This is a genomic window from Bradyrhizobium sp. SOJA106, assembly GCF_059448745.1.
The window spans coordinates 689,845-709,130 of record NZ_CM182549.1 but is presented as its reverse complement, the minus strand read 5'-3'; the positions used below and the strand labels follow the sequence as shown (position 1 = coordinate 709,130).

The window sequence follows — 19,286 nt, the reverse complement described above, 5'->3', positions numbered from 1 at the left end:
CGCTGCCTCTGACCGCCCGGGTGGCCAATCCGGCCCGGTTTGGCTATGGTTCGCATCTAGCGGGTTCGGACAGGCGCAAACGCGTGTCCGAGAGCGGGCTTCGACGCGCCACGCCTTACCGATAATTCCGCTGGCGTGGGAGGCCGGAGCACATTAGTCTACCCCCAAGATAGTAAGTATACTGTCAATTAGGGAGGAAGACGTTGCGGATCGCCGTGATTGGCGGGGGGCCCGGCGGGCTCTACTTCGCCTATCTCTGGAAGAAGCGTCACCCCGAGGATCAGGTCGACCTGTTCGAGCAGAACCCGGCCGACGCGACCTGGGGCTTTGGCGTCGTGTTCTCCGACCAGGCCCTGGAGTTCCTGCGCGCCGACGACCCCGAGACGGTCGACGCGATCGCCCCGCACATGGAAAGCTGGGAGAACATCACGCTGAGCCTGCATGGCGACAGCGTCGCCATCGACGGCGTCGGCTTCTCCTCGATCGGACGGCTCGAGCTGTTGAGATTCTTGCAGCAGCGCGCGCTCAATGTCGGCGTCACGTCGCGGTTCGACACGCAGATCCATTCCATCGACCAGCTCAACGGCCACGATCTGATCGTCGCCGCCGACGGGCTGAACTCGCTGGTGCGCCGCGCCTATGAAGGCGATTTCGGCACCTCGCTGTCCTACTCCTCCAACAAGTTCGTCTGGTACGGCACCTCAAAGCGCTTCGACACGCTGTCGCAGACGTTCGTGAAGACTGATCGCGGCGTCTTCAACGCGCATCACTACCGCTACTCGCCGAACATGAGCACCTTCCTGGTCGAGTGCGACCACGCGACCTGGCAGGCCTATGGCTTCGCCTACAAGGACGTCGAGCAATCCAAGGGCGTCTGCGAGGAGGTGTTTGCCGACACGCTCGGCGGCCACTGCCTCGTCTCAAACAAGTCGGTGTGGCGCAACTTCCCCTGGGTCTGGAACGAGCACTGGTCGTTCAAGAACATGGTGCTGATCGGTGACGCGCTGCATTCGGCGCATTTCTCGATCGGCTCGGGCACGCGGCTCGCGATTGAGGACGCCATCGCGCTGATCAAGGCGCTGGAATCGGATGCGCATCTGTCGACGGCGCTGCATCGCTACCAGGCCGCGCGCAAACCGATCGTGCAGAAGCTCGTCAACGCCGCCCGCACCTCCGCCTTCTGGTACGAGCATTTCGCCGAGCACATGCAGCTCGAGCTGATGGACTTTGCCTACAGCTACATCACCCGCTCCGGCCGCATCGACGATGCACGCCTGCGCCATATGTCGCCCGCCTTCATGGCGCGTTACGAGGCCACCAGAAACGGCGCAGACGCCGGCGGCGAGGCTACGGCATGAGCAACGTGATTCCTGACCAGGTGCCGGCCGACAGCCCGGGGGCGCGCGAGATCGGCTTTGCCGTTCCGGACATTTACAACGCCGGCCGCGTGCTGTTCGACAATCTCGGCAAAGGCCGTGGCGACAAGGTCGCGCTGATCGGGCCGGCGGGCACGCGGACCTATGCCGAGCTGTGCGCGGAGGCATGCCGCTGGGGCAACGGCTTTGTCTCGCTTGGCTTGAAGCGCGGCGACCGTGTGCTGCTGTTCCTCGACGACACGCCAGCCTATCCGGCCGCCTTCTTCGGCGCGGTGCGCGCCGGCTTCGTGCCGCTCTTGATCAACACACTGACGCCGCCGGACCTCTTGCAATTCTATCTCGCCGATTCCGCCGCGGCGGTTGCCGTGGCGGACGCCGAGTTCTGCGCGCGCTTCAATGCCGAGGCGTGCAAGGATACGAAGCTGCACACGCTGATCGTTGTCAATGGCGATGCGCGCGGGCATGCCGCGCCTGCGGCGCTCGCGGCGGCAAGCTGGCTCGCGCAATTCCCGGCTGAACTGGCGGAAGCTCCGACGCATCGCAACGAGATGGCGTTCTGGATGTACTCCTCCGGCTCGACCGGCCGGCCCAAGGGCATCGTGCATCTCCAGCACGACATGGCGTATAGCGAGGTCGCCTTTGCACGGAACGTGCTGAAGCTGACGCCGGACGACATCTGCTTCTCGGTGCCGAAGATCTTCTTCGCCTATGGTTTCGGCAACTCCGTCACCTTCCCGTTCTCGGCCGGTGCCGCAACGCTGCTGCTGCCAGGCCAGCCGAAGCCCGCCGCGATCTTCGCGGCGATCGAGCAGTACAAACCGACGGTCTTCTTCGGCCTGCCGACGCTGTACACGTCGCTGACCAAGGCGGAGGGCGCGGACAAAACGAATTTTTCGTCGCTGCGCATGTCGCTCTCTGCGGCCGAGGTGCTCTCGGCCGAGGTCTTCAACGGCTGGAAGACGCTCACGGGGCTGGAGATCGTCGAAGGCCTCGGCTCGACCGAGGTGCTGCACATCTATCTCTCCAACCGTCCCGAGCGGAAGAAGCTCGGCGCCGCGGGCCTGCGCGTGCCCGGCTACGAGGTCGCGCTGCGCGACAAGGATGGCCGTGACGTCGGCGACAACGAGGAAGGGATTCTGTGGGTACGGGGTGATTCCAACACGCCGCTGTACTGGAACCGGCCGGACAAATCCGCCGAGACGATCCGCGATGCAGGGTGGATCTACACCGGCGACCGCTTCGTGCGCGATGCCGACGGCTTCCATTTCTTCCGCGGCAGAGCGGATGATCTGATCAAGATCTCCGGCCAGTGGGTCTATCCGCTCGAGGTCGAGCTCTGCCTCGCCGACCACCCTGATATCCGCGAATGCGCCGTGTTCGCCGCCGAGCTGCCGGACCGGCGCATGACGCTGAAGGCGGTGGTGGTGATGAACAACCGCGCGGTGGACCAGGGCGAGACGACGCGCCGGCTGCAGGATTACGTGAAAGGCAAGCTGCTGCCGTACAAATATCCGCGCGAGGTGATCTTCACCGACGAGCTGCCGAAGACGGGCACGGGGAAGATCGACCGCCAGGCGTTGCTCAGGATGTGAGACCGACGGAAGTGAGGGGCGCGCTTGCGCCGCCACACATCCGCTGTCATCGCCCGCCCTGTGCGCACTTGCGCACTGGGGCGGGCGATCCAGTATTCCGAAAGAGCGAGGGTACGGAGAAGGCGCGGCGTACTGGATTCCCCGCCGAAGCCTGTCATCGGGCTCGCCGAAGGCGAGACCCGGTGGCGGGGAATGACACCGTTATTGTTGCGAAGGCAGCATTTTACTCACCCTGCCTTGCCCAGATGCTCCAGCGCATCCTCGGCCCGGAGCGGCACGCGCGAGGCCTCGTTGTTGAGGTCGACGAGCTGTGTCAGCAGCCCCATCAGCGCCTTGCGGTCGGCGGGCTTCAGCGGCTCCAGCATGCGGGCCTGGGCGCGTTCGACGGCGGGGATGATCTCGCGCAGGATCGCTGCGCCAGCCTTGGTCAGATAGAGCAGCTTGATCCGCTTGTCCTCGGGCGCCGGCTTGCGCTCGACAAGCTCCTTGGCCTGGAGCCGCTCGATCACGCTGCCGAGCGTCGAGCGGTCGAACGCGATCACTGCCGACAGCCGCGTCGCGTCGATGCCGGGATGGGTATGGATCGCGATCAGCGCCGCGTATTGCACCGGCGTGAGATCGAACGCCTTGCACTCCTCCATGAAGATCGAAACCGCGATCTGCTGCATGCGCCGGAACAGGTAGCCCGGCGCGGCATAGACCGCGTCGATCGTGATGGGAGCCGCAGGCTTACTCGGCATCGGCCTGCTTCTCCGGTGCGGCATTGGCGAAGGCCGGCAGCGCCTTGGCCGCAGCCTCGGCCTTGAGCAGGCGCGGATAGGCTGAGACATCGACGCCGAAGCGGCGCGCATTGGCGAGCTGCGGCACCAGGCAGAGGTCGGCGAGCGTCGGCGCATCGCCGAAGCAGAACGGACCGGGCTCGTTCTTGATCAGCGTCTCGCAGGCCGACAGGCCCTCGCGGTTGACCCAGGCGGCCCAGTCCTGGACCTTCTCCTCGGCCAGGCCGAGCTCGCGCAGCCGCGCCAGCACCTTCAAATTCTGCACCGGATGGGTGTCGCAGGCGATTGCCAGCGCGAACGCCCGCACCTTGGCGCGGCGCAGCGGATCCTTCGGCAGCAGCGGCGGGTTAGGATGGGTCTCGTCGAGCCATTCGATGATGGCGACCGATTGGGTCAGAACTGCGCCCGCATCGTTCTCCAGTGCCGGCACCAGGCCTTGCGGGTTGATGGCGAGATAGGCGGGCGCGCATTGCTCCCCCTTGCGCAGGTGATGCGGCAGGTGCTCGGCGCCGAGGCCCTTGAGGTTCAGCGCGATCCGCACGCGATAGGCGGCGCTGGAGCGGAAATAGCCGTGCAGCTTCATCGAGACCCTCCCTTTTGATTTGCGCCGTCATTCCGGGGCGACGCGCCAGCGCCGAGCCGGAATCTCGAGGTTCCGGGTTCTCGCTTTGCGAGCCCCGGAACGACAGCCTCTGGTGACCGTCCGCCGCGTTGACGCTACCTAGATCGTCAGTATACTGTCAATCAACAAAACGAACGGGAGCGCACCATGGAAGCCGTGACCAAGACGCCCGAACGCGAGGCGTTTTACAAGAAGATCGACGGCGAGAATCTCACCGCGCTGTGGACCGTGATGAGCGATCTGATCACGCCCGAGCCGAGGAGCGCGTGCCGGCCCCACCTCTGGAAATTCGACGTCATCCGCGACTACATGACCGAGGCCGGCAAGCTGATCACGGCCAAGGAGGCCGAGCGGCGCGTGCTGGTGCTGGAGAACCCGGGCCTGCGCGGACAATCGAAGATCACGACCTCGCTTTATGCCGGCGTGCAGATGGTAGTGCCCGGCGACGTCGCGCCCGCGCACCGCCACAGCCAGTCGGCGCTGCGCTTCGTGCTCGAAGGCAAGGGCGCGCACACCGCCGTAGACGGCGAGCGCACCGCGATGGAGCCCGGCGACTTCATCATCACGCCGTCGATGACCTGGCATGATCATTCCAATGAAACTGATGAGCCGATGTTCTGGCTGGACGGCCTCGACATTCCGCTGGTGCAGTTCTTCGACTGCTCGTTTGCGGAGGGTTCGAAAGAGGACCAGCAGAAGATCACAAAACCGGCCGGCGACAGCTTTGCGCGCTACGGCCACAACCTCCTGCCGGTCGATGTGAAGCGGAGCTCAAAGACGTCGCCGATCTTCAGCTATCCCTACGCCTACACCCGCGAGGCGCTGGAGAAGGCTCGCGCGAGCCAGGAGTGGGACGCCTGCCACGGGCTGAAGCTGAAGTTCAGCAACCCCGAGACCGGCGATTTCGCGATGCCGACCATCGGCACCTTCATCCAGCTGCTGCCGAAGGGTTTTAGCACCGCGCGCTATCGATCGACGGACGCGACGGTGTTCTGTCCGATCGAGGGACGCGGCCGCAGCCGGATCGGCGATGCCGTGTTCGACTGGGGCCCGCGCGATTTGTTCGTGGTGCCGAGCTGGCATTGGGTGACGCACGAGGCGGACGAGGATGCCGTGCTGTTCAGCTTCTCGGACCGGCCGGTGCAGCAGAAGCTGGATTTGTTTCGGGAGGATCGCGGCAACGCGTGATGTGGGGTTCGCGCGCCTCACATCCGGTGTCGTCCCTGCGAACACGTGCTTTCGCAGGGACGACAGCGTGGCTACCGCCAGTGCAACAGCCGCATCTCCAGCCAGCCGATCACCTTCCCCACCGCGAGGCCGAACACCGACAGGATCACCACGCCCGCGAGCAGTTGATCGGTCTGCATCAGATTGCCGGCTTGGAGCACGAAGGCGCCGATGCCGAATTGCGCGCCGATCATCTCGGCGCTGACGACGAGCAAGAGCGCAACGGAGGCTGTGATGCGGAAGCCGGCAAGAATCGCGGGCAGCGCGCCGGGCCAGATCACCTTGCGGACGATGGTGGCGAAGGGCACGTTGAAGCTTTGCGCCATGCGGATGAGATTGCGCGGCACCGCATCGACGCCGCTATAGACCGAGATCGCGGTCGAGAAGAACACCCCTAACGCAATGGTCGCGATTTTCGGCTCTTCGCCGATGCCGAGCCAGAGGATCAAGAGCGGCAGCAGCGCGATCTTGGGAATCGGGAACAGCGCCGAGATGAAGGTGATGCCAACGCTGCGCGCGAGCCTCGACAGGCCGATAGCGAATCCGACCGCGACACCGGCTGCGGTCCCGAGCAGCCAGCCGACGCCGATGCGCAGGAGCGAGGCCGAAAGATGCTGCCAGAGCGCGCCTGAGATCGCGAGCTCGTAGATCGCCCGCACGATCGCCGATGGCGCCGGCAGGAACAGTGGGTTGACCAGGCCGGTGCTGCCGGCCGCCTGCCAGATCGCGATGACGAGCGCCAGCGCGATCCAGCCGCCGAAGCGGCTCGACGCGGGCACGAAGCCTGCGCCGCGGAAGCGGACGCGCCGGGTCGTTTCGTCCTTTGCGAGAGTTTCCGCCGGCGCCCGATCAAGCATGCTGCACCTCGCGCTCGGCATCGATGGCTTCGCTGCGGATCAGCGACCAGATCTGGTTTTGAAGCGCCAGCAGCTTTTCCCGCGCTGCCGCTTCGCCGCGCGCCGCGCGCGTCATCGGCACCGTGACGACCTCGCGAATGCGACCCGGCCGTCGCGACAGCACCACAATGCGGTCGGCAAGCCGCGCGGCCTCTTCCAGATTGTGCGTGACATAGACCGCGCCCATGCCGCCGTCGGCGAGCAGGCGGACGAAATCCTCCATCAAGAGCTCACGCGTCTGCGAATCCAGCGCCGACAACGGCTCGTCCATCAGCAGGATGGCGGGCTTCACCGCCAGCGCGCGCGAAATGCCGACGCGCTGGCGCATGCCGCCGGAGAGCTGCTTTGGATAGGTCTGGCGGAAATCGGTCAGGCCTGTGCGGCGCAAGGCGTCGTCCACCAGCGCGCGCCGTTGCGTGACCGAGAGCCGGGAGTGCAGCAGCGGAAATTCGACGTTCTCCTCCACCGTGGCCCAAGGCAGCAGCGCAAAATCCTGGAACACGAAGGTCAGCGGATTGAGACTGTCCGCCGGCGGCGCGCCGCGCAGCTCGGGCGCGCCCGACATCGGCTGCAGCAGGCCGCCGAGGATCGACAGCAGCGTGCTCTTGCCGCAGCCGGAGGGACCGACGATCGCCACCACCTCGCCGGCGCCGACGGTAAACGAGATATCGTCGAGCACGGCGAGATCGCCGAAGCGATGGGTGATGTGGTTGGCAATCAGGTCCATGAATTACGCCCTGTTCTCTCCCCGTCATCCTGAGGTGCGAGCATCGCGATGCGAATGCATCGCGATGGGAGCCTCGAAGGATGACGGCGATGGTGGGGTGCATGCGGCATGAATCAATCCGCCTTCACATAATCCTTGGCGATGATCGCATTCGCATCAAAACCCTTGTCGGCGAATCCCTGCTCCTGCAGCCATTTGATCTGGTTGTCGACGTTCTTCACGTCCAGCTTGCCGTCCGGATCGATATAGGCGCAGTTGCCGACCACCTGCTCGACCGGCAGGTTGGTGTACTTGGCGATGATCTCCAACAGCGGCTTGGTCTTGTCGTTGATCGGGGCGACGCCGTCCTTCGTGGAAGCGAGAATGACATCGTGATATTCGCGGTCGGCTTTTGCGAGCACGCCGAGGAATTTCGTCACCAGCGCCTTGTTGGTCAGCGTCTTCGGCGAAGCGAACACCGCACCCAGCTGCCAGGGCGTCTCGTCGCCGACCCAACCCAGGAATTTTGCACCGCCTTCGTCCATCAGTTTTCGCGCGGTGGAGACCGGCAGCAGCGCCGCGTCGACCGTCTCGCCCTTGAGCGCGGCAGCCGCGTTGGATAATGACTGCAGCGGCACGATTTTCACGTCGGCGAGCTTGAAGCGGTATTTGTCGGCGAGCAGGCCGAGGGAATAGTGAAACGACGAGCCGACCTGCGTGACCGCAATGCGCTTGCCGGCGAGGTCCTTCGGCGTCTTCAGGCCGGCGGCATAGGCATTGTTGCTCGCGAAGTAGCCGATCAGGGGATAGCCGGCCTTCTCGCGGCTCATGCCGCCGATCACCTTCAGCACGCCCTTGCCGGCGAGATTGTAGAGGCCGGCTGTGAAGGCGGTGACGCCGAAATCGACGTCGCCCGACGTGGTGGCGACCGCGATCGGCTGCGCTGCATCGAAGAACTTCAGCTCGACATCGAGGCCGGCGTCGCGGAAATAGCCCTTGTCCTGCGCGATGAAGACGGGCGCAGAGGACGACAGACGGAGCACGCCGACCTTGGCCTTCAGCGCGTCGTCGGCCTGCGCCGCGCCCATGGCCATGATCGCCAACAGGCCAGCAGCTGCGAGCCGTGCAATTCCGATCATCCCGTTTCCTCTCGCGTTTGTCTTGCAGACCGTCACAGGGCCTCGGGCACCATTTGGTCCCGCCCGATGAAGGCGCCCCGTTGTTTCAACGTTTCCTGCAATTTTTCAATGGGGATTTCGCGCGGAATCCGGTTTCCCGAGAGCGCCAGCGCGGCGGCGGAACCGGCTGCCTCGCCCATCACGAAACATGCCCCGGAGACCCGCGCAGCCGACTGGCCCTCATGGGTCATCGAGGCACAGCGGCCGGCGACCAGGAGATTGTCGACGCCTTCCGGCACCAGCATCCGGTAGGGCAGCTCGTTGTAGCCGCGCGATTCCGGGATCGGCGGGAAGGTGAAGACGACATCGCCAGGAACATGGGCCTCGATCGGCCAGCCATTGACGCCGATGGAATCCTCGAACGAGGCGCAGCCAAGCACGTCCTCGCCGCTGAGCTGATAGCCGCCCTTGATGCGGCGCGTTTCGCGGATGCCGAGCTGCGGCGGCAAATCGACGATGTAGGATTTTTCAAAGCCCGGCACGGTGCGCAGGAATTCGAAGGCGGCGAGCGCCTGCTTGCGGCCCTCGATCTCGCCGCGGGTGAGATCGTCAGGCTCGACACCGTTGATCGCATGGCCGTCCTCACGCGCGACTTGCGTAAAGTTGACCCGCCATTCGATGCCGGATTTCTGCGGCCGCACGATCGCGCTCTTGCGCGGAAATGTATGCGTGCCGGCGGCAACCGCCTTTTCCATCAATTGCGGGATGGTCCGCCAGGCATCGCCCGCCTTCTCCGGGTCGATGCCGTTGAGCCGCAGCATCATCGAGGGATAGAGGGGATGGCCGTGCTCGTCGCCGATCTCGTAGGGCGCGCCGGCCCAGATTGCGAGATCGCCGTCGCCGGAGCAATCGATGAAGATCTCCGCGCGCACCGCCTGCCGGCCGGCCTTGGTCTCGACCAGCAGCGCATCGATGCGGCTGTTATGGCCCATCACGACGCCGGCGCCGAGGGCGTGGAAGAGGATGTGCACCTTGTGGCTGGCGAGCAGCTGATCGGCCGCGATCTTGTAGGCCGCGGTGTCATAGGCCTGCGCAAACACTTTGCCGAGGATCAGGTGCGGCGCATTGAGGCCGCCCAAGCGGTCGATCCGCGCCAGCAGATCCGACGCCATGCCCTGCACCAGACGATGCGCCTTGCCGTAGACATTGCCGTGCAGGCCGCAAAAATTGGTGACGCCGGCGGCGGTGCCCATGCCGCCTAGAAAACCGTAGCGCTCGATCAGCAGTGTCTTCCGCCCTGCCCGCGCCGCGGAGGCCGCCGCGACAATGCCGGCCGGCCCGCCGCCGAGGACGACGACTTCATATTCGCCGTAGAGCGGCACCTTCCGTGCCGGTTCTTCGATCATGGCCCGCATGGTGCGTTCCTTCCCAAAATTCCTTGCTTGCAGCCGACTATGAATTAACGCGCAGAAGGCTACAATCCACCAAAATACGCGATCAGCTTTCGCAAATCGAGAAAGGTCAAAGTGGACATCCTGGTGAACCTTCAGGCCTTCCTCGCCACCGCCGATGCCGCCGGCTTCTCCGCCGCCGCGCGAAAGCTCAATGTCTCGACCTCCGTTGTCGCCAAGCGCGTCACGCAACTGGAGGCACGGATCGGCACCCCGCTGTTCCACCGCTCGACTCGGCAGTTGCGGCTGACTGAGGCCGGACAACGCTACGTGCATCGCGCGCGCGGCGTCGTCACTGACGCCACCGATCTCTTGTCGCGCATGGGTGAGAAGGGCCATGACTTGGTCGATCACCTCCGCATCAAGGCGCCGACCTCGCTGACGGTGGCGCGGCTTGCGGATGCCTTCAGCGCCTTCCAGACCCAAAACCCGCGGCTCAAGCTGGAGATCGTGCTGATCGACCGCCCGGTCGATCCCGTGACTGAAGGATTCGACATCGCCATCGGCGCCTTCCCGCATTCCTTCGGCGGCGTGGTCGACGAGCCGCTGGTGCCGTTGAAGCGGCTGCTCTGCGCTTCGCCGGCCTATTTGAAAAAGCACGGCACGCCAAAGCATCCGCGCGATCTCGTCGAGCATCGCTGCCTCAGCTTCATGCCGACAGGTCCGGAGTGGGTGTTCGACGGGCCGCGCGGCCGCATCAGCATCCAGGTCAGCCCGCTGCTCTCCTCCAACGAGGGACATGTGCTGGCGCGCAGTGCCATCGCCGGTAACGGCATCGCGCTGATGTCGCATTATCTCGTCGCCGATGCCTTGCGCGACGGCTCACTGAAGCCGGTGCTGCGCGACTTTCCGATTCCGGAATTGTGGGTGAAGGCCGCCATCCCCGAGCGGCGCCGCAACGCCGCCGCGGTGCAGGCGCTGCTGACGCTGCTGAAAACATCGCTCGCGCCGTCGCTGTGAGCCGCGGCGAGTGTCACAAGATGCCTGTTGCTCTCGATCGAGGGAGCTGAGAGAAGGTCGGCGATGGATTCGATGCTCTTGAAACTAGCCCTGCCCGCCTTTGGTCGTTCTCGCGATCTCCAGCGCTCCCGCCGCGGCGTTGGAGCAAAACTGCCGCTTCATCCAGGCCAAGCCGGATCGCGAGGCCTGCTACAAGCGGCAGGAGGAAGAACTGGCCGCCAAGCGTAAACCCGTGGCGCCGATGGACGAGAGCAAGACGTTTGAATCGCTGCGCCAGATGCGACAGGATGACGACGCGGTCTATCGCAGCATCAACAACATCTGCCGCGGCTGCTGACGTTCAGTCTTTGCCGCCGCCCCAATTCGCAGCGCGCTTCTCGGCGAACGAGGCCAGCCCTTCCGCCGCTTCGTTGCTCTGGCGCTTGAGCGAATGCAGCTGCACGAGCCGTTTGTAGGCGGCATCGTCCACCGCCATACCGCCGAACGAGCTTTCCAGCGCAAGCCGCTTTGTCTCGGCCATCGCTTCCGGACCGTTCGCCAGCAATTGCTCGACTACCTTGGCGCCCGCCGCTTCGAGTTCAGCGAGCGGCACCACCTCATGCACGAGGCCGACGCGGCGGGCATCCTCGGCGCCAAAGCGCTCGCCAGTGAGCGCGTAACGGCGGACCTGCCGGACGCCGATGGCATCGCAGAGCTGCGGGATGATGATCGCGGCGGTCAGGCCCCAGCGCACTTCGGTGATCGAGAACAGGGCGTTGTCGGCGGCGATCACGACGTCGCAGGCCGCGATCACGCCGGTGCCGCCGCCGAAGCAGCCGCCCTGCACCAGCGCGACCGTCGGGACGGCCAAGGTGTTGAGGCGCTGCACGGCCTCGAAGGTCGCCTGCGAGGCCGCCTCGTTGGCCTCGGGCGATCGTGGCCGCACGCCGTTGATCCATTTGAGGTCGGCGCCAGCCTGGAAATGTTTCCCGTTGCCCTTGAGCACGACGATGCGCAAGGCCGGTTTCTTGGCCAGATCGTCTATGGCCGCGAGCACGCCTGCGATCAGAGCACCGTCATAGGCGTTGTTGACCTCCGGCCGGTTCAGCGTGACGGTCGCAACCCCGCGCGCATCGAGGGTCCACAGGACGGGGTTGGCAGTCATCGGCGATCCTCCGATCATTCGTTGGGCGCGCACTATGGCCGAGGCAACGCATCCTGATCCATATCTTTCCAGCGTGGGAAGGCCGCGCCCATCGCATGGCGGCTTGTGTCATGCTGCCGCCGGGCGGCATCTAGGGATCAGGGACGAGACATCACATGCGCATCTGCATTTTCGGCGCGGGCGCCGTCGGCAGCCACATTGCGGTACGGTTGGCGCGCGCCGGCCATGAGGTCTCCTGCGTCATGCGGGGCGCGCATCTGGAAGCCGTGCGGGCGAACGGCCTGAAGCTGCGTGTCGGCGATTCCGAGGTCAGTGCCAAGGTGAACGCATCGGGCGACCCGGCCCAACTCGGTCCGCAGGACGTCGTGATCTCGACGCTGAAGGCGACCGCACTGACCGGGCTGGTCTCCAGCATCAAGCCACTACTCCAGGACGATACCGCCATCGTGTTCGCCCAGAACGGCATTCCCTGGTGGTACGGCATCGGCCTGCCGCCGCGGCATCCCGCCCCGCCCGACATTTCCTTCCTCGATCCGGGCGGGCGGCTGCGCGCCTGCATCCCGAAGGAGCGGATCATCGGCGGCGTCATCTTCTCCTCCAACGAGGTGACCGCGCCCGGCGTGGTGCAGAACCTGACGCCGGACCGCAATCGCCTGCTGATCGGCGAATGCGACGACCGCAACTGCGAGCGCATCACGAAGCTCCGTGGCGTCTTCAACGACGCGCGGCTGGAATCGCCGCCGGTGGCCGATATCCGCGAGGCGATCTGGTCAAAGCTGCTGACCAACATGTCGCTCTCGGTGCTGTGCCTGCTCACCGGCCAGACTGCGCGCGGCCTGCGCGACGATCCCGCCTTCGCCGAGGTGATTCCGCGCATGCTGAACGAGGCCAACGACATCGCCCAGCACTTCATCCCCGAGGTCAAGCGGGTGACGCGCAGCGGCCCCGCTCCCAACCACAAGCCGTCGCTGCTCCAAGATTACGAACTCGGCCGCGCCATGGAGATCGACGTGCTGGTGAAGGCCCCCGCCGCCTTCGCGCGCACCGCCGGCCTGTCGACACCGACGCTCGACCTGATCGCCGCGCTCGCGATCCAGAAGGCGCGTGACAAGGGGCTCTATTCCGCGTGAAGCGCGGCGCGCTTCACGTCATTTTGGGAGCATGATCTGGTCGGAAACCACTGCACACTTTTCCGGATCATGCTCGAGCCTCAGCCGAGCCCCTCGATCCAGGCCGCAAGCGCGTCGAGCACCTCTGTGAGCGCCTCGTCATTGGTGCGGCCGGATTTCTTCAGCACCGCGAAGGAATGATCGCCGCCTTCGATTTCATGCAGCGTCGCCGTCGCCCCGAGCGCTGCGATGACCGGCTTGAGATGTCGGAGATCGGCCAGCCCGTCGCGCGTGCCTTGCAGGAACAGCATGGGGATCGCGACTTGAGCAAGGTGCTCGGCGCGCTCGGATGACGGCTTCTTGTCGGCATGCAGGGGAAAGCCGAGAAAGGCGAGCCCCTTGACGCCAGGCAGCGGAGACTTGGATTGCGCCTGCGAGGTCATGCGCCCGCCGAAGGATTTTCCACCTGCGACGAGCGTCACGCCGGGACAGAGCCGCGCCGCTTCCTCCACCGCCGCGCGGATGGCCGCGTGCGCGACAGCCGGCTGGTCGGGACGGCCCTTCTTCTCCTCCATGTAGGGGAAATTGAATCGGAACGTCGCGATGCCGCGCTCCGCCAAGCCTGCTGCGACCTTCTCCATGAAGGCATGCCGCATGTCCGCGCCCGCGCCATGCGCCAGGACGTAGCAGGCGCGCGCATTGTCCGGCTGCGTCAGGATCGCCGAGACCATGCCGATGGGCTCGATGTCGAGCTTGAGCTCCGCCATTCTGGCCGGCACGACGCGTTACCCCTCGATCCTCGGGCCCGCGCTGCCCGGTGGCCAGAGATAGTTCAGCACGTGATTGAGCGTCGTCATGATCTCGCGGTACCCAGCCTCGCTCTTCACTGAACCGAATTTATCTTCGAGGGCAAGCTTGGCAAAACCGTGAACAGTCGACCAGGCTGCCGCGGCCGCGGTCTTCGCCTGCCTGGGCGTCGCACCGACGAGCTCGGCGATGATGATCTCGAACTCGCGGCCGGCCGCCCGGCTCGCCTGCCTGAGGCGCGGATCGTCCGCGACGAGGCGCTTGTTCGCAAACATCATCTGGAAGCGGCCGGGATGTTTCAGCGCGAATTCGACATAGGCGAGCCCCTGGGCGTGGAGCTTGCCGCGCGCATCCTGCTTGCGGGATGCAGCATCCCGCAGCGCGTTGGCAAGCGCGTCATAACCGCGGATCGCTAGCTCGGTCAAAAGACCCCGCGCATTGCCAAAATGATGCGACGGCGCGGCCGGGGACACGCCGGCGCGGCGGGCGGCCTCGCGCAGGGTGAATCCTTCGGCACCGCGCTCGGCGAGAATGGCTTCGCTGGCGGCGATCAGCGCTTCCTGCAGCTCACCATGATGGTAGCCGGCGTCCGGCCGCTTCGGGGCCTTGCTGTTCGGCTTGGCGGGCGCGGGCGCGATCGGTTTCGTCATGCGCGAACTTGACACTGTTCAGATTGAGAGCTATGCATCTTGACACTGTTTAGATTGATCCGTCGGGAGTTCGAAATGACCGAAATGCAGCCTAGCACCGCGAGCTCGCCGGTGAAACGGCGCCATCTGGTCGGCGGCGCCGTTCTCGGAATGCTCGCAAGCGCGGTCGGCGGCCTTGCCGGCGGCATCGCGCTCGGCCAAGGCGCGGCGCTGCCGCAGCAGAAGCCGAGCGGCCGCCAGCGTTTCACCGACAAGGTCATCATCGTGACCGGCGGCACCTCCGGCATCGGCCGCGCCGCCGCGCTGATGTTCGCCGCCGAAGGCGGCAAGGTCGTGTTCTGCGGACGCAATGTCGAGCGCGGGACGAAGGTGGAGGACGCGATCAAGGCTGGCGGCGGCGACGCCGCGTTCGTTCGGGCCGACGTCCGCAACGAGGCCGAGGTCAAGGCATTGGTCGACAAGACGATCGATCTTCATGGCCGCCTCGATGTCGCTTTCAACAATGCCGGAATTTCCATCGAAAAGCCGCTGCATCAGTACAGTGCGGCCGAATTCGACGACGTGATCAATACCGACCTGCGCGGCGTGTTCCTGTCGATGAAGTACCAGATTCCGCACATGCTACAGAAGGGTGGATCGATCGTCGTCACATCGTCATCTAACGCCATCGCCACGACGGCAAAGCGCTCGGCCTATTCCGCGGCCAAACGCGGGCTCGTCGGGATGGTCCAGGCCGCGGCCCTCGAATATGCCCAGTACGGCATCCGCATCAATACGCTGATCCCCGGCACCACGGATACGCCGTTCATCCGCCGGCTCGCCGGCATGGAAAATCTGCCCGATGCAGCCTGGCACGTCGCCCTCGCGCAATGGGCCAAGAACCACGTGCCGGGGATGCAGCGCGTAGCGACCGCGGAAGAGATCGCGGCCTTCGCCCTCGTGCTCGCCTCGGACGATCATCCCTACACGACGGGCGGCCAGTTCGTCGTCGACGGCGGCAAAACCGCGCAGGCGGGATAGCGCATCGGCCGGCGCAGCCTCAAGACACAATCATTGGCGGCTCCGGCAGGCGTAGCAAGGCGGCGGGCTTGCGCCCGCGCCTAGCCTTGTGGCACGGCTGAGTGCATATCGCCGTCAACGACCGAGGCCATCATGTCCTACCGCTCCTCCTGGATGACCGAAGAGCTCGACGTCTTCCGCGACCAGTTCCGGAAGTATCTCGCCAAGGACCTGGCCCCGCATGCCGAGAAATGGCGCGAGCAGAAGATGGTCGATCGGTTCGCCTGGCGCGGTCTCGGCGAGATGGGCGCGCTGCTGGCGAGCGTGCCGGAGGAATATGGCGGGCTGGGCGCGACCTTCGCCTATGACGCCGCCGTGCTCGACGATCTCGAAAGCACGGTGCCGGAGCTGACGACCGGCGTCTCCGTGCACAGCGCTATCGTGGCGCATTACATCCTCAACTACGGCTCGGAGGAGCAGAAGAAGCGCTGGCTGCCGAAAATGGCCTCGGGCGAGATGGTCGGGGCCATCGCCATGACCGAGCCCGGCACCGGGTCGGACCTGCAGAGCGTCAAGACCACCGCGAGGAAGCAGGGCAATTCCTACGTCATCAACGGCCAGAAGACCTTCATCACGAACGGCCAGGCCGCCGATCTCGTCATCGTGGTCGCGCGCACCGGCGAGCCCGGCGCCAAGGGCATTTCGCTGATCGTGGTCGAGACCGCGGGCGCTGACGGCTACAAGCGCGGGCGCAACCTCGACAAGATCGGCCTGCACGCCTCCGACACCTCGGAGCTATTCTTCGATAACGTCACCGTGCCGCCGGAGAACCTGCTCGGCAAGGAGGAAGGTCAGGGCTTTGTCCAGCTGATGCAGCAATTGCCGCAGGAGCGCCTTGCGCTTGCGGTCGGCGCCGTCGCCTCGATGGAGCGGGCGGTCAAACTCACCATCGAATACACCAAGGAGCGGAAGGCATTCGGCAAGCCGTTGATGGACTTCCAGAACACCGCCTTCAGGCTCGCCGAGCGCAAGACCGAGGCGATGATCGCGCGCGTCTTTGTCGATTGGTGCATCGAGCGGCTGATCGCAAAGGACCTCGACACCGTCACGGCGTCGATGGCGAAATACTGGTGCTCGGACAAGCAGGTGCAGACCGCGGACGAATGCCTCCAGCTGTTCGGCGGCTACGGCTACATGCAGGAATACCCGATCTCGCGCATTTTCATCGATTCCCGCATCCAGAAGATCTATGGCGGCACCAACGAGATCATGAAGCTGCTGATCGCGAGGTCGTTGTAGTCTGCAACGACAATTGCTCAGGCTCTTCCGAAAGGAACTTGACGCCCAGACGGCGGAGCAGCTCAGAAGAGTCTCCGCAGCGCAATAGCCGACGAGGTCCTACCACGAGCAAACCTGATCCGCTCAGTTCGGATGCCACCAGCGGCCGCCGATGACGACGCCTTCGGAGACGATTTTGCGGTCGCCGATCAGGTGCTCGCCGACGACGTCCTCGTAGTCGAACTGGCCGTGCTTGACCGTAACAAGCGTGGCGTCGCCGACGCTGCCGGGCTTGAGGCTGCCGAGCTCGGGCCGGCGCAGCGCCATCGCCGCATTCACCGTCGAGGCCGCGACCACTTCGGACAGCTCCATGCCCATGCACAGGAATTTCGACATGGTCGTGACCTGGTCGAAGGCCGGGCCGTCGATGCAGAGCTGATGGATGTCTGAGGAGATCGTGTCCGGATAGAAGCTGTTGGCGAGCATGGCGCGCGCGGTCTTGAACGCGAACGAGCCCTTGCCGTGGCCGATGTCAAACAGCACGCCGCGCTCCCGCGCGTCCAGCACCGCTCTTTTTACCGTACCCTGCGCCGTCGCCGGCGTGTTGGGGAATGGGCGGAACGCATGGGTGAGAACGTCGCCGGGACGCAGGCGCGCCAGCACGTCCTCATAGCTCGGCGGCGGATGGTCGATATGCGCCATCAGCGGCATGCCGACCTCGTTGGCGACCTCGAGCGCGATGTCGAGCGGCACCGCGCCTGACGTGCCGGAGGAATGCAGGCCGACGCGGACCTTGATGCCGACGATGAGATCGCGGTTGGCATCGGCCACCTTAGCCGCCTCGACCGGATTCATCAGCCGCAGCTCCTCGCTCTCGCCGACCATGATCCGGTGCGAGAAACCGAAGATGCCGGCATGCGAGACGTGCAGATAGGCGAGGATGCGGACCTGGCTCGGCTCGATGACATGCTTGCGGAAGCCGGCGAAATTGCCGGGACCGGCGCTGCCGGTGTCCACCGCCGTGGTGACGCCCGAGAGGCGGCAGAAATCCTCGGCATCGATGCCGAGCGAGGTGCCGCCCCAATAGACGTGCGTATGCAGATCGATCAGCCCCGGCGTGACGATGAACTGCGAGACGTCGCGCACCTGGGTGCCCGGGTCCGCCTTGAGCCCAGTGCCGATCGCGGCGACCTTGCCGCCCGAAAATGCGACATCCGTCACGGCGTCGAGCTTCTGGGACGGGTCAATCACCCGCCCACCGCGCAGGATCAGGTCGAAAGGCATTCTGGTCTCCGGATGTAGCTGTGAAGCGGCTGACCATCCGTCAGCCGAAAGAGGGGAAGCCTGCCACTTCTAGCAATTTCTACGCCGGAGTCCTTTGGCAAACGGGGACGATGTCCCATACCAAAATGGCGATACGAGAGATTGGTCTAGAAACGCCATCTCCCGCTGGCATGTGCAAACATTGGTGCCGGCTACCTTGCGCCGCGCTTTCGCCGCCATGTCGGCGTGACACCGGAGCCGCAAGCGCTTTGCACGGTTCGTGGACGCGAGAGCAACCCGATCGCGCCCGCCGGCAGACGACCGCGTCAGCGATTAAGCGAGAATGGCGATCCCGGGAAGACTCGAACTTCCGACCTACGGTTTAGGAAACCGCCGCTCTATCCGGCTGAGCTACGGGACCGCGTTGAAGTTGTTGGCGAATTCTTCGAACGTCGGATCCTGCTCCGAATTCGCCGCTTCACATCGCCATTCTCTAATGAAAGAGCAGCCGCACATCAAGCGAACGCTTGCGGCGGCGAGGCCGGGAACCGGACGCCGGCCCTGCGGGGCATCTCGCTGAAGCTGCCGCTTCCTGGCGGCGACCGATCACCGCACCCCGCCCAGCTGGCGCCCGGACTTGCCCGGTGCGGTCAATTTGAGCTTGACGCATCCTCGATTGCGTCAAAAATCCAGCCGTGACATTGGCCGCTGTTGTTGTCCCTGCCGACCGCGCGCAGCCGGCGCTGTTTTCCTGGAGGCGGCTGCAATATTGCGATGGTGCCGAGCGCTGGAAAAAAAGCGCCGTCCCGAATGTGGGACGGCAGTTTAGGGAGGATCATGAAGAGGGAGGTCTCCGGCAGATCGATCGTGCGCTGCGCATAGACGCGGCTTCCGAGACTACCGTCCGCGCCAAGCGCGGTGATCATCAGAAAGTCCCCGCGCAGCTCGACAAGGATGATCTCCTCGTGAGTTTTACTTGTCGGAACGTGCGGAGCGTCGCAGGTTGAGAAACGAAGTTCGTTCTTCATTCGGATTGTGAAGTCGGCCATTCCGTTGCCCCGGCTGCTGATTGACTGGCATTGAGAGAGATTGCAGGGGCTGGCGGGTAAACTGTCGGGGCGATGTCCCGGTGCCGAAATATCTAGCTCTAGGTAGCCCACCGTTGCCTCTTGGTGCTGGTTGCATCCCGTTGGCCGGAGTAGGCCTTGCGTGTGAGAGCATCGTGAAGGGCCTCATCGCGATGACGAAAGATCATTTCACGGTGAAATAACGGGAGATATCCTTAAAGATCGGCGAGGTAGATGCGAGG

19 protein-coding genes and 1 tRNA gene are annotated in these 19,286 nt (G+C 64.9%); 8 read left to right on the top strand and 12 right to left on the bottom strand.

Annotation, left to right across the window (positions count from 1 at the left end):
* Positions 1-203: 203 nt before the first annotated feature.
* Together AC5V87_RS03365 and AC5V87_RS03360 are read left to right on the top strand one after the other, a co-directional pair.
* Positions 204-1,358, top strand: coding sequence for an FAD-dependent monooxygenase (locus AC5V87_RS03365; RefSeq protein ID WP_456841365.1), 1,155 nt, complete (start codon positions 204-206; stop codon positions 1,356-1,358).
* The gene (locus AC5V87_RS03360; protein ID WP_495370004.1) at positions 1,355-2,968 is read left to right on the top strand and encodes a benzoate-CoA ligase family protein; all 1,614 of its coding nucleotides are present in this window, start codon (positions 1,355-1,357) and stop codon (positions 2,966-2,968) included. The genes AC5V87_RS03365 and AC5V87_RS03360 overlap by 4 nt, the downstream gene beginning before the upstream one ends.
* A 227-nt stretch (positions 2,969-3,195) precedes the next feature.
* On the opposite strand, the gene AC5V87_RS03355 is transcribed toward AC5V87_RS03360, so the two are convergent.
* On the bottom strand, positions 3,196-3,708 hold the full coding sequence (locus AC5V87_RS03355; protein WP_456841367.1) for a MarR family winged helix-turn-helix transcriptional regulator: 513 nt from the start codon (positions 3,706-3,708) through the stop codon (positions 3,196-3,198).
* A complete protein-coding gene (maiA, locus tag AC5V87_RS03350) occupies positions 3,698-4,330 on the bottom strand; it encodes a maleylacetoacetate isomerase (protein ID WP_456841368.1) in 633 nt (210 codons plus the stop codon). Before maiA ends, AC5V87_RS03355 begins: the two co-directional genes overlap by 11 nt.
* A gap of 186 nt (positions 4,331-4,516) precedes the next feature.
* Here maiA and gtdA point away from each other — a divergent pair, with 186 nt between their 5' ends.
* Entirely contained in the window at positions 4,517-5,557 is a 1,041-nt protein-coding gene (gene gtdA / locus AC5V87_RS03345; RefSeq protein ID WP_495370003.1) for a gentisate 1,2-dioxygenase, read from the top strand.
* Between the two features lie 71 nt (positions 5,558-5,628).
* Here the strand turns inward: gtdA and AC5V87_RS03340 are convergent, their stop codons facing one another.
* The 4 genes from AC5V87_RS03340 to AC5V87_RS03325 all read right to left on the bottom strand — a co-directional run bounded on the left by AC5V87_RS03340 (position 5,629) and on the right by AC5V87_RS03325 (position 9,731).
* On the bottom strand, positions 5,629-6,453 hold the full coding sequence (locus AC5V87_RS03340) for an ABC transporter permease (RefSeq protein WP_456841370.1): 825 nt from the start codon (positions 6,451-6,453) through the stop codon (positions 5,629-5,631).
* A complete protein-coding gene (locus AC5V87_RS03335) occupies positions 6,446-7,219 on the bottom strand; it encodes an ABC transporter ATP-binding protein (protein WP_495370002.1) in 774 nt (257 codons plus the stop codon). The genes AC5V87_RS03340 and AC5V87_RS03335 overlap by 8 nt, the downstream gene beginning before the upstream one ends.
* Positions 7,220-7,332: 113 nt before the next feature.
* On the bottom strand, positions 7,333-8,337 hold the full coding sequence (locus tag AC5V87_RS03330) for an ABC transporter substrate-binding protein (protein WP_495370001.1): 1,005 nt from the start codon (positions 8,335-8,337) through the stop codon (positions 7,333-7,335).
* A 32-nt stretch (positions 8,338-8,369) separates the two neighbouring features.
* Positions 8,370-9,731, bottom strand: coding sequence for an FAD-dependent oxidoreductase (locus AC5V87_RS03325; protein WP_495370000.1), 1,362 nt, complete (start codon positions 9,729-9,731; stop codon positions 8,370-8,372).
* Positions 9,732-9,842: 111 nt separating this feature from the next.
* Here AC5V87_RS03325 and AC5V87_RS03320 point away from each other — a divergent pair, with 111 nt between their 5' ends.
* Positions 9,843-10,727 carry a LysR family transcriptional regulator gene (locus tag AC5V87_RS03320; protein ID WP_456841374.1) on the top strand — a complete coding sequence of 295 codons (885 nt, stop codon included), beginning with the start codon at positions 9,843-9,845 and terminating at the stop codon, positions 10,725-10,727.
* Positions 10,728-10,827: 100 nt separating this feature from the next.
* Positions 10,828-11,064 carry a hypothetical protein gene (locus AC5V87_RS03315; RefSeq protein WP_495369999.1) on the top strand — a complete coding sequence of 79 codons (237 nt, stop codon included), beginning with the start codon at positions 10,828-10,830 and terminating at the stop codon, positions 11,062-11,064.
* Between the two features lie 3 nt (positions 11,065-11,067).
* Here the strand turns inward: AC5V87_RS03315 and AC5V87_RS03310 are convergent, their stop codons facing one another.
* On the bottom strand, positions 11,068-11,871 hold the full coding sequence (locus AC5V87_RS03310; RefSeq protein ID WP_495369998.1) for an enoyl-CoA hydratase-related protein: 804 nt from the start codon (positions 11,869-11,871) through the stop codon (positions 11,068-11,070).
* 155 nt (positions 11,872-12,026) lie between these two features.
* Here AC5V87_RS03310 and AC5V87_RS03305 point away from each other — a divergent pair, with 155 nt between their 5' ends.
* On the top strand, positions 12,027-13,001 hold the full coding sequence (locus AC5V87_RS03305; RefSeq protein ID WP_495369997.1) for a ketopantoate reductase family protein: 975 nt from the start codon (positions 12,027-12,029) through the stop codon (positions 12,999-13,001).
* Between the two features lie 80 nt (positions 13,002-13,081).
* Here the strand turns inward: AC5V87_RS03305 and AC5V87_RS03300 are convergent, their stop codons facing one another.
* Together AC5V87_RS03300 and AC5V87_RS03295 are read right to left on the bottom strand one after the other, a co-directional pair.
* Complete coding sequence (locus tag AC5V87_RS03300; protein WP_495372028.1) at positions 13,082-13,747, bottom strand: alpha/beta hydrolase family protein; 666 nt, start codon at positions 13,745-13,747, stop codon at positions 13,082-13,084.
* A gap of 18 nt (positions 13,748-13,765) precedes the next feature.
* The gene (locus tag AC5V87_RS03295) at positions 13,766-14,437 is read right to left on the bottom strand and encodes a TetR/AcrR family transcriptional regulator (RefSeq protein ID WP_495369996.1); all 672 of its coding nucleotides are present in this window, start codon (positions 14,435-14,437) and stop codon (positions 13,766-13,768) included.
* 75 nt (positions 14,438-14,512) lie between these two features.
* On the opposite strand from AC5V87_RS03295, the gene AC5V87_RS03290 reads away from it, so the two are divergent.
* Positions 14,513-15,457: an SDR family NAD(P)-dependent oxidoreductase gene (locus AC5V87_RS03290; protein ID WP_456841379.1), complete on the top strand. Its 945-nt coding sequence runs from the start codon at positions 14,513-14,515 to the stop codon at positions 15,455-15,457.
* 132 nt (positions 15,458-15,589) lie between these two features.
* Complete coding sequence (locus AC5V87_RS03285) at positions 15,590-16,735, top strand: acyl-CoA dehydrogenase family protein (RefSeq protein ID WP_495369995.1); 1,146 nt, start codon at positions 15,590-15,592, stop codon at positions 16,733-16,735.
* 123 nt (positions 16,736-16,858) lie between these two features.
* Here AC5V87_RS03285 and AC5V87_RS03280 read toward each other — a convergent pair whose 3' ends face one another.
* The 3 genes from AC5V87_RS03280 to AC5V87_RS03270 form a co-directional block, all read right to left on the bottom strand.
* Positions 16,859-17,998: an amidohydrolase/deacetylase family metallohydrolase gene (locus AC5V87_RS03280; RefSeq protein ID WP_456841380.1), complete on the bottom strand. Its 1,140-nt coding sequence runs from the start codon at positions 17,996-17,998 to the stop codon at positions 16,859-16,861.
* Positions 17,999-18,321: 323 nt separating this feature from the next.
* A tRNA-Arg gene (locus AC5V87_RS03275) sits at positions 18,322-18,398 on the bottom strand.
* 229 nt (positions 18,399-18,627) lie between these two features.
* On the bottom strand, positions 18,628-19,026 hold the full coding sequence (locus tag AC5V87_RS03270) for a hypothetical protein (RefSeq protein WP_495369994.1): 399 nt from the start codon (positions 19,024-19,026) through the stop codon (positions 18,628-18,630).
* Positions 19,027-19,286: the final 260 nt, after the last annotated feature.

What these genes read in the sequence shown, in the direction of transcription:
- AC5V87_RS03360 (WP_495370004.1), top strand. Translation starts at nt 1,355, where the DNA reads ATGAGCAACGTGATTCCTGACCAGGTGCCGGCCGACAGCCCGGGGGCG.
- AC5V87_RS03355 (WP_456841367.1), bottom strand. Translation starts at nt 3,708, where the DNA reads ATGCCGAGTAAGCCTGCGGCTCCCATCACGATCGACGCGGTCTATGCC.
- maiA (WP_456841368.1), bottom strand. Translation starts at nt 4,330, where the DNA reads ATGAAGCTGCACGGCTATTTCCGCTCCAGCGCCGCCTATCGCGTGCGG.
- gtdA (WP_495370003.1), top strand. Translation starts at nt 4,517, where the DNA reads ATGGAAGCCGTGACCAAGACGCCCGAACGCGAGGCGTTTTACAAGAAG.
- AC5V87_RS03340 (WP_456841370.1), bottom strand. Translation starts at nt 6,453, where the DNA reads ATGCTTGATCGGGCGCCGGCGGAAACTCTCGCAAAGGACGAAACGACC.
- AC5V87_RS03335 (WP_495370002.1), bottom strand. Translation starts at nt 7,219, where the DNA reads ATGGACCTGATTGCCAACCACATCACCCATCGCTTCGGCGATCTCGCC.
- AC5V87_RS03330 (WP_495370001.1), bottom strand. Translation starts at nt 8,337, where the DNA reads ATGATCGGAATTGCACGGCTCGCAGCTGCTGGCCTGTTGGCGATCATG.
- AC5V87_RS03325 (WP_495370000.1), bottom strand. Translation starts at nt 9,731, where the DNA reads ATGCGGGCCATGATCGAAGAACCGGCACGGAAGGTGCCGCTCTACGGC.
- AC5V87_RS03310 (WP_495369998.1), bottom strand. Translation starts at nt 11,871, where the DNA reads ATGACTGCCAACCCCGTCCTGTGGACCCTCGATGCGCGCGGGGTTGCG.
- AC5V87_RS03305 (WP_495369997.1), top strand. Translation starts at nt 12,027, where the DNA reads ATGCGCATCTGCATTTTCGGCGCGGGCGCCGTCGGCAGCCACATTGCG.
- AC5V87_RS03300 (WP_495372028.1), bottom strand. Translation starts at nt 13,747, where the DNA reads ATGGCGGAGCTCAAGCTCGACATCGAGCCCATCGGCATGGTCTCGGCG.
- AC5V87_RS03295 (WP_495369996.1), bottom strand. Translation starts at nt 14,437, where the DNA reads ATGACGAAACCGATCGCGCCCGCGCCCGCCAAGCCGAACAGCAAGGCC.
- AC5V87_RS03290 (WP_456841379.1), top strand. Translation starts at nt 14,513, where the DNA reads ATGACCGAAATGCAGCCTAGCACCGCGAGCTCGCCGGTGAAACGGCGC.
- AC5V87_RS03285 (WP_495369995.1), top strand. Translation starts at nt 15,590, where the DNA reads ATGTCCTACCGCTCCTCCTGGATGACCGAAGAGCTCGACGTCTTCCGC.
- AC5V87_RS03280 (WP_456841380.1), bottom strand. Translation starts at nt 17,998, where the DNA reads ATGCCTTTCGACCTGATCCTGCGCGGTGGGCGGGTGATTGACCCGTCC.
- AC5V87_RS03270 (WP_495369994.1), bottom strand. Translation starts at nt 19,026, where the DNA reads ATGGCCGACTTCACAATCCGAATGAAGAACGAACTTCGTTTCTCAACC.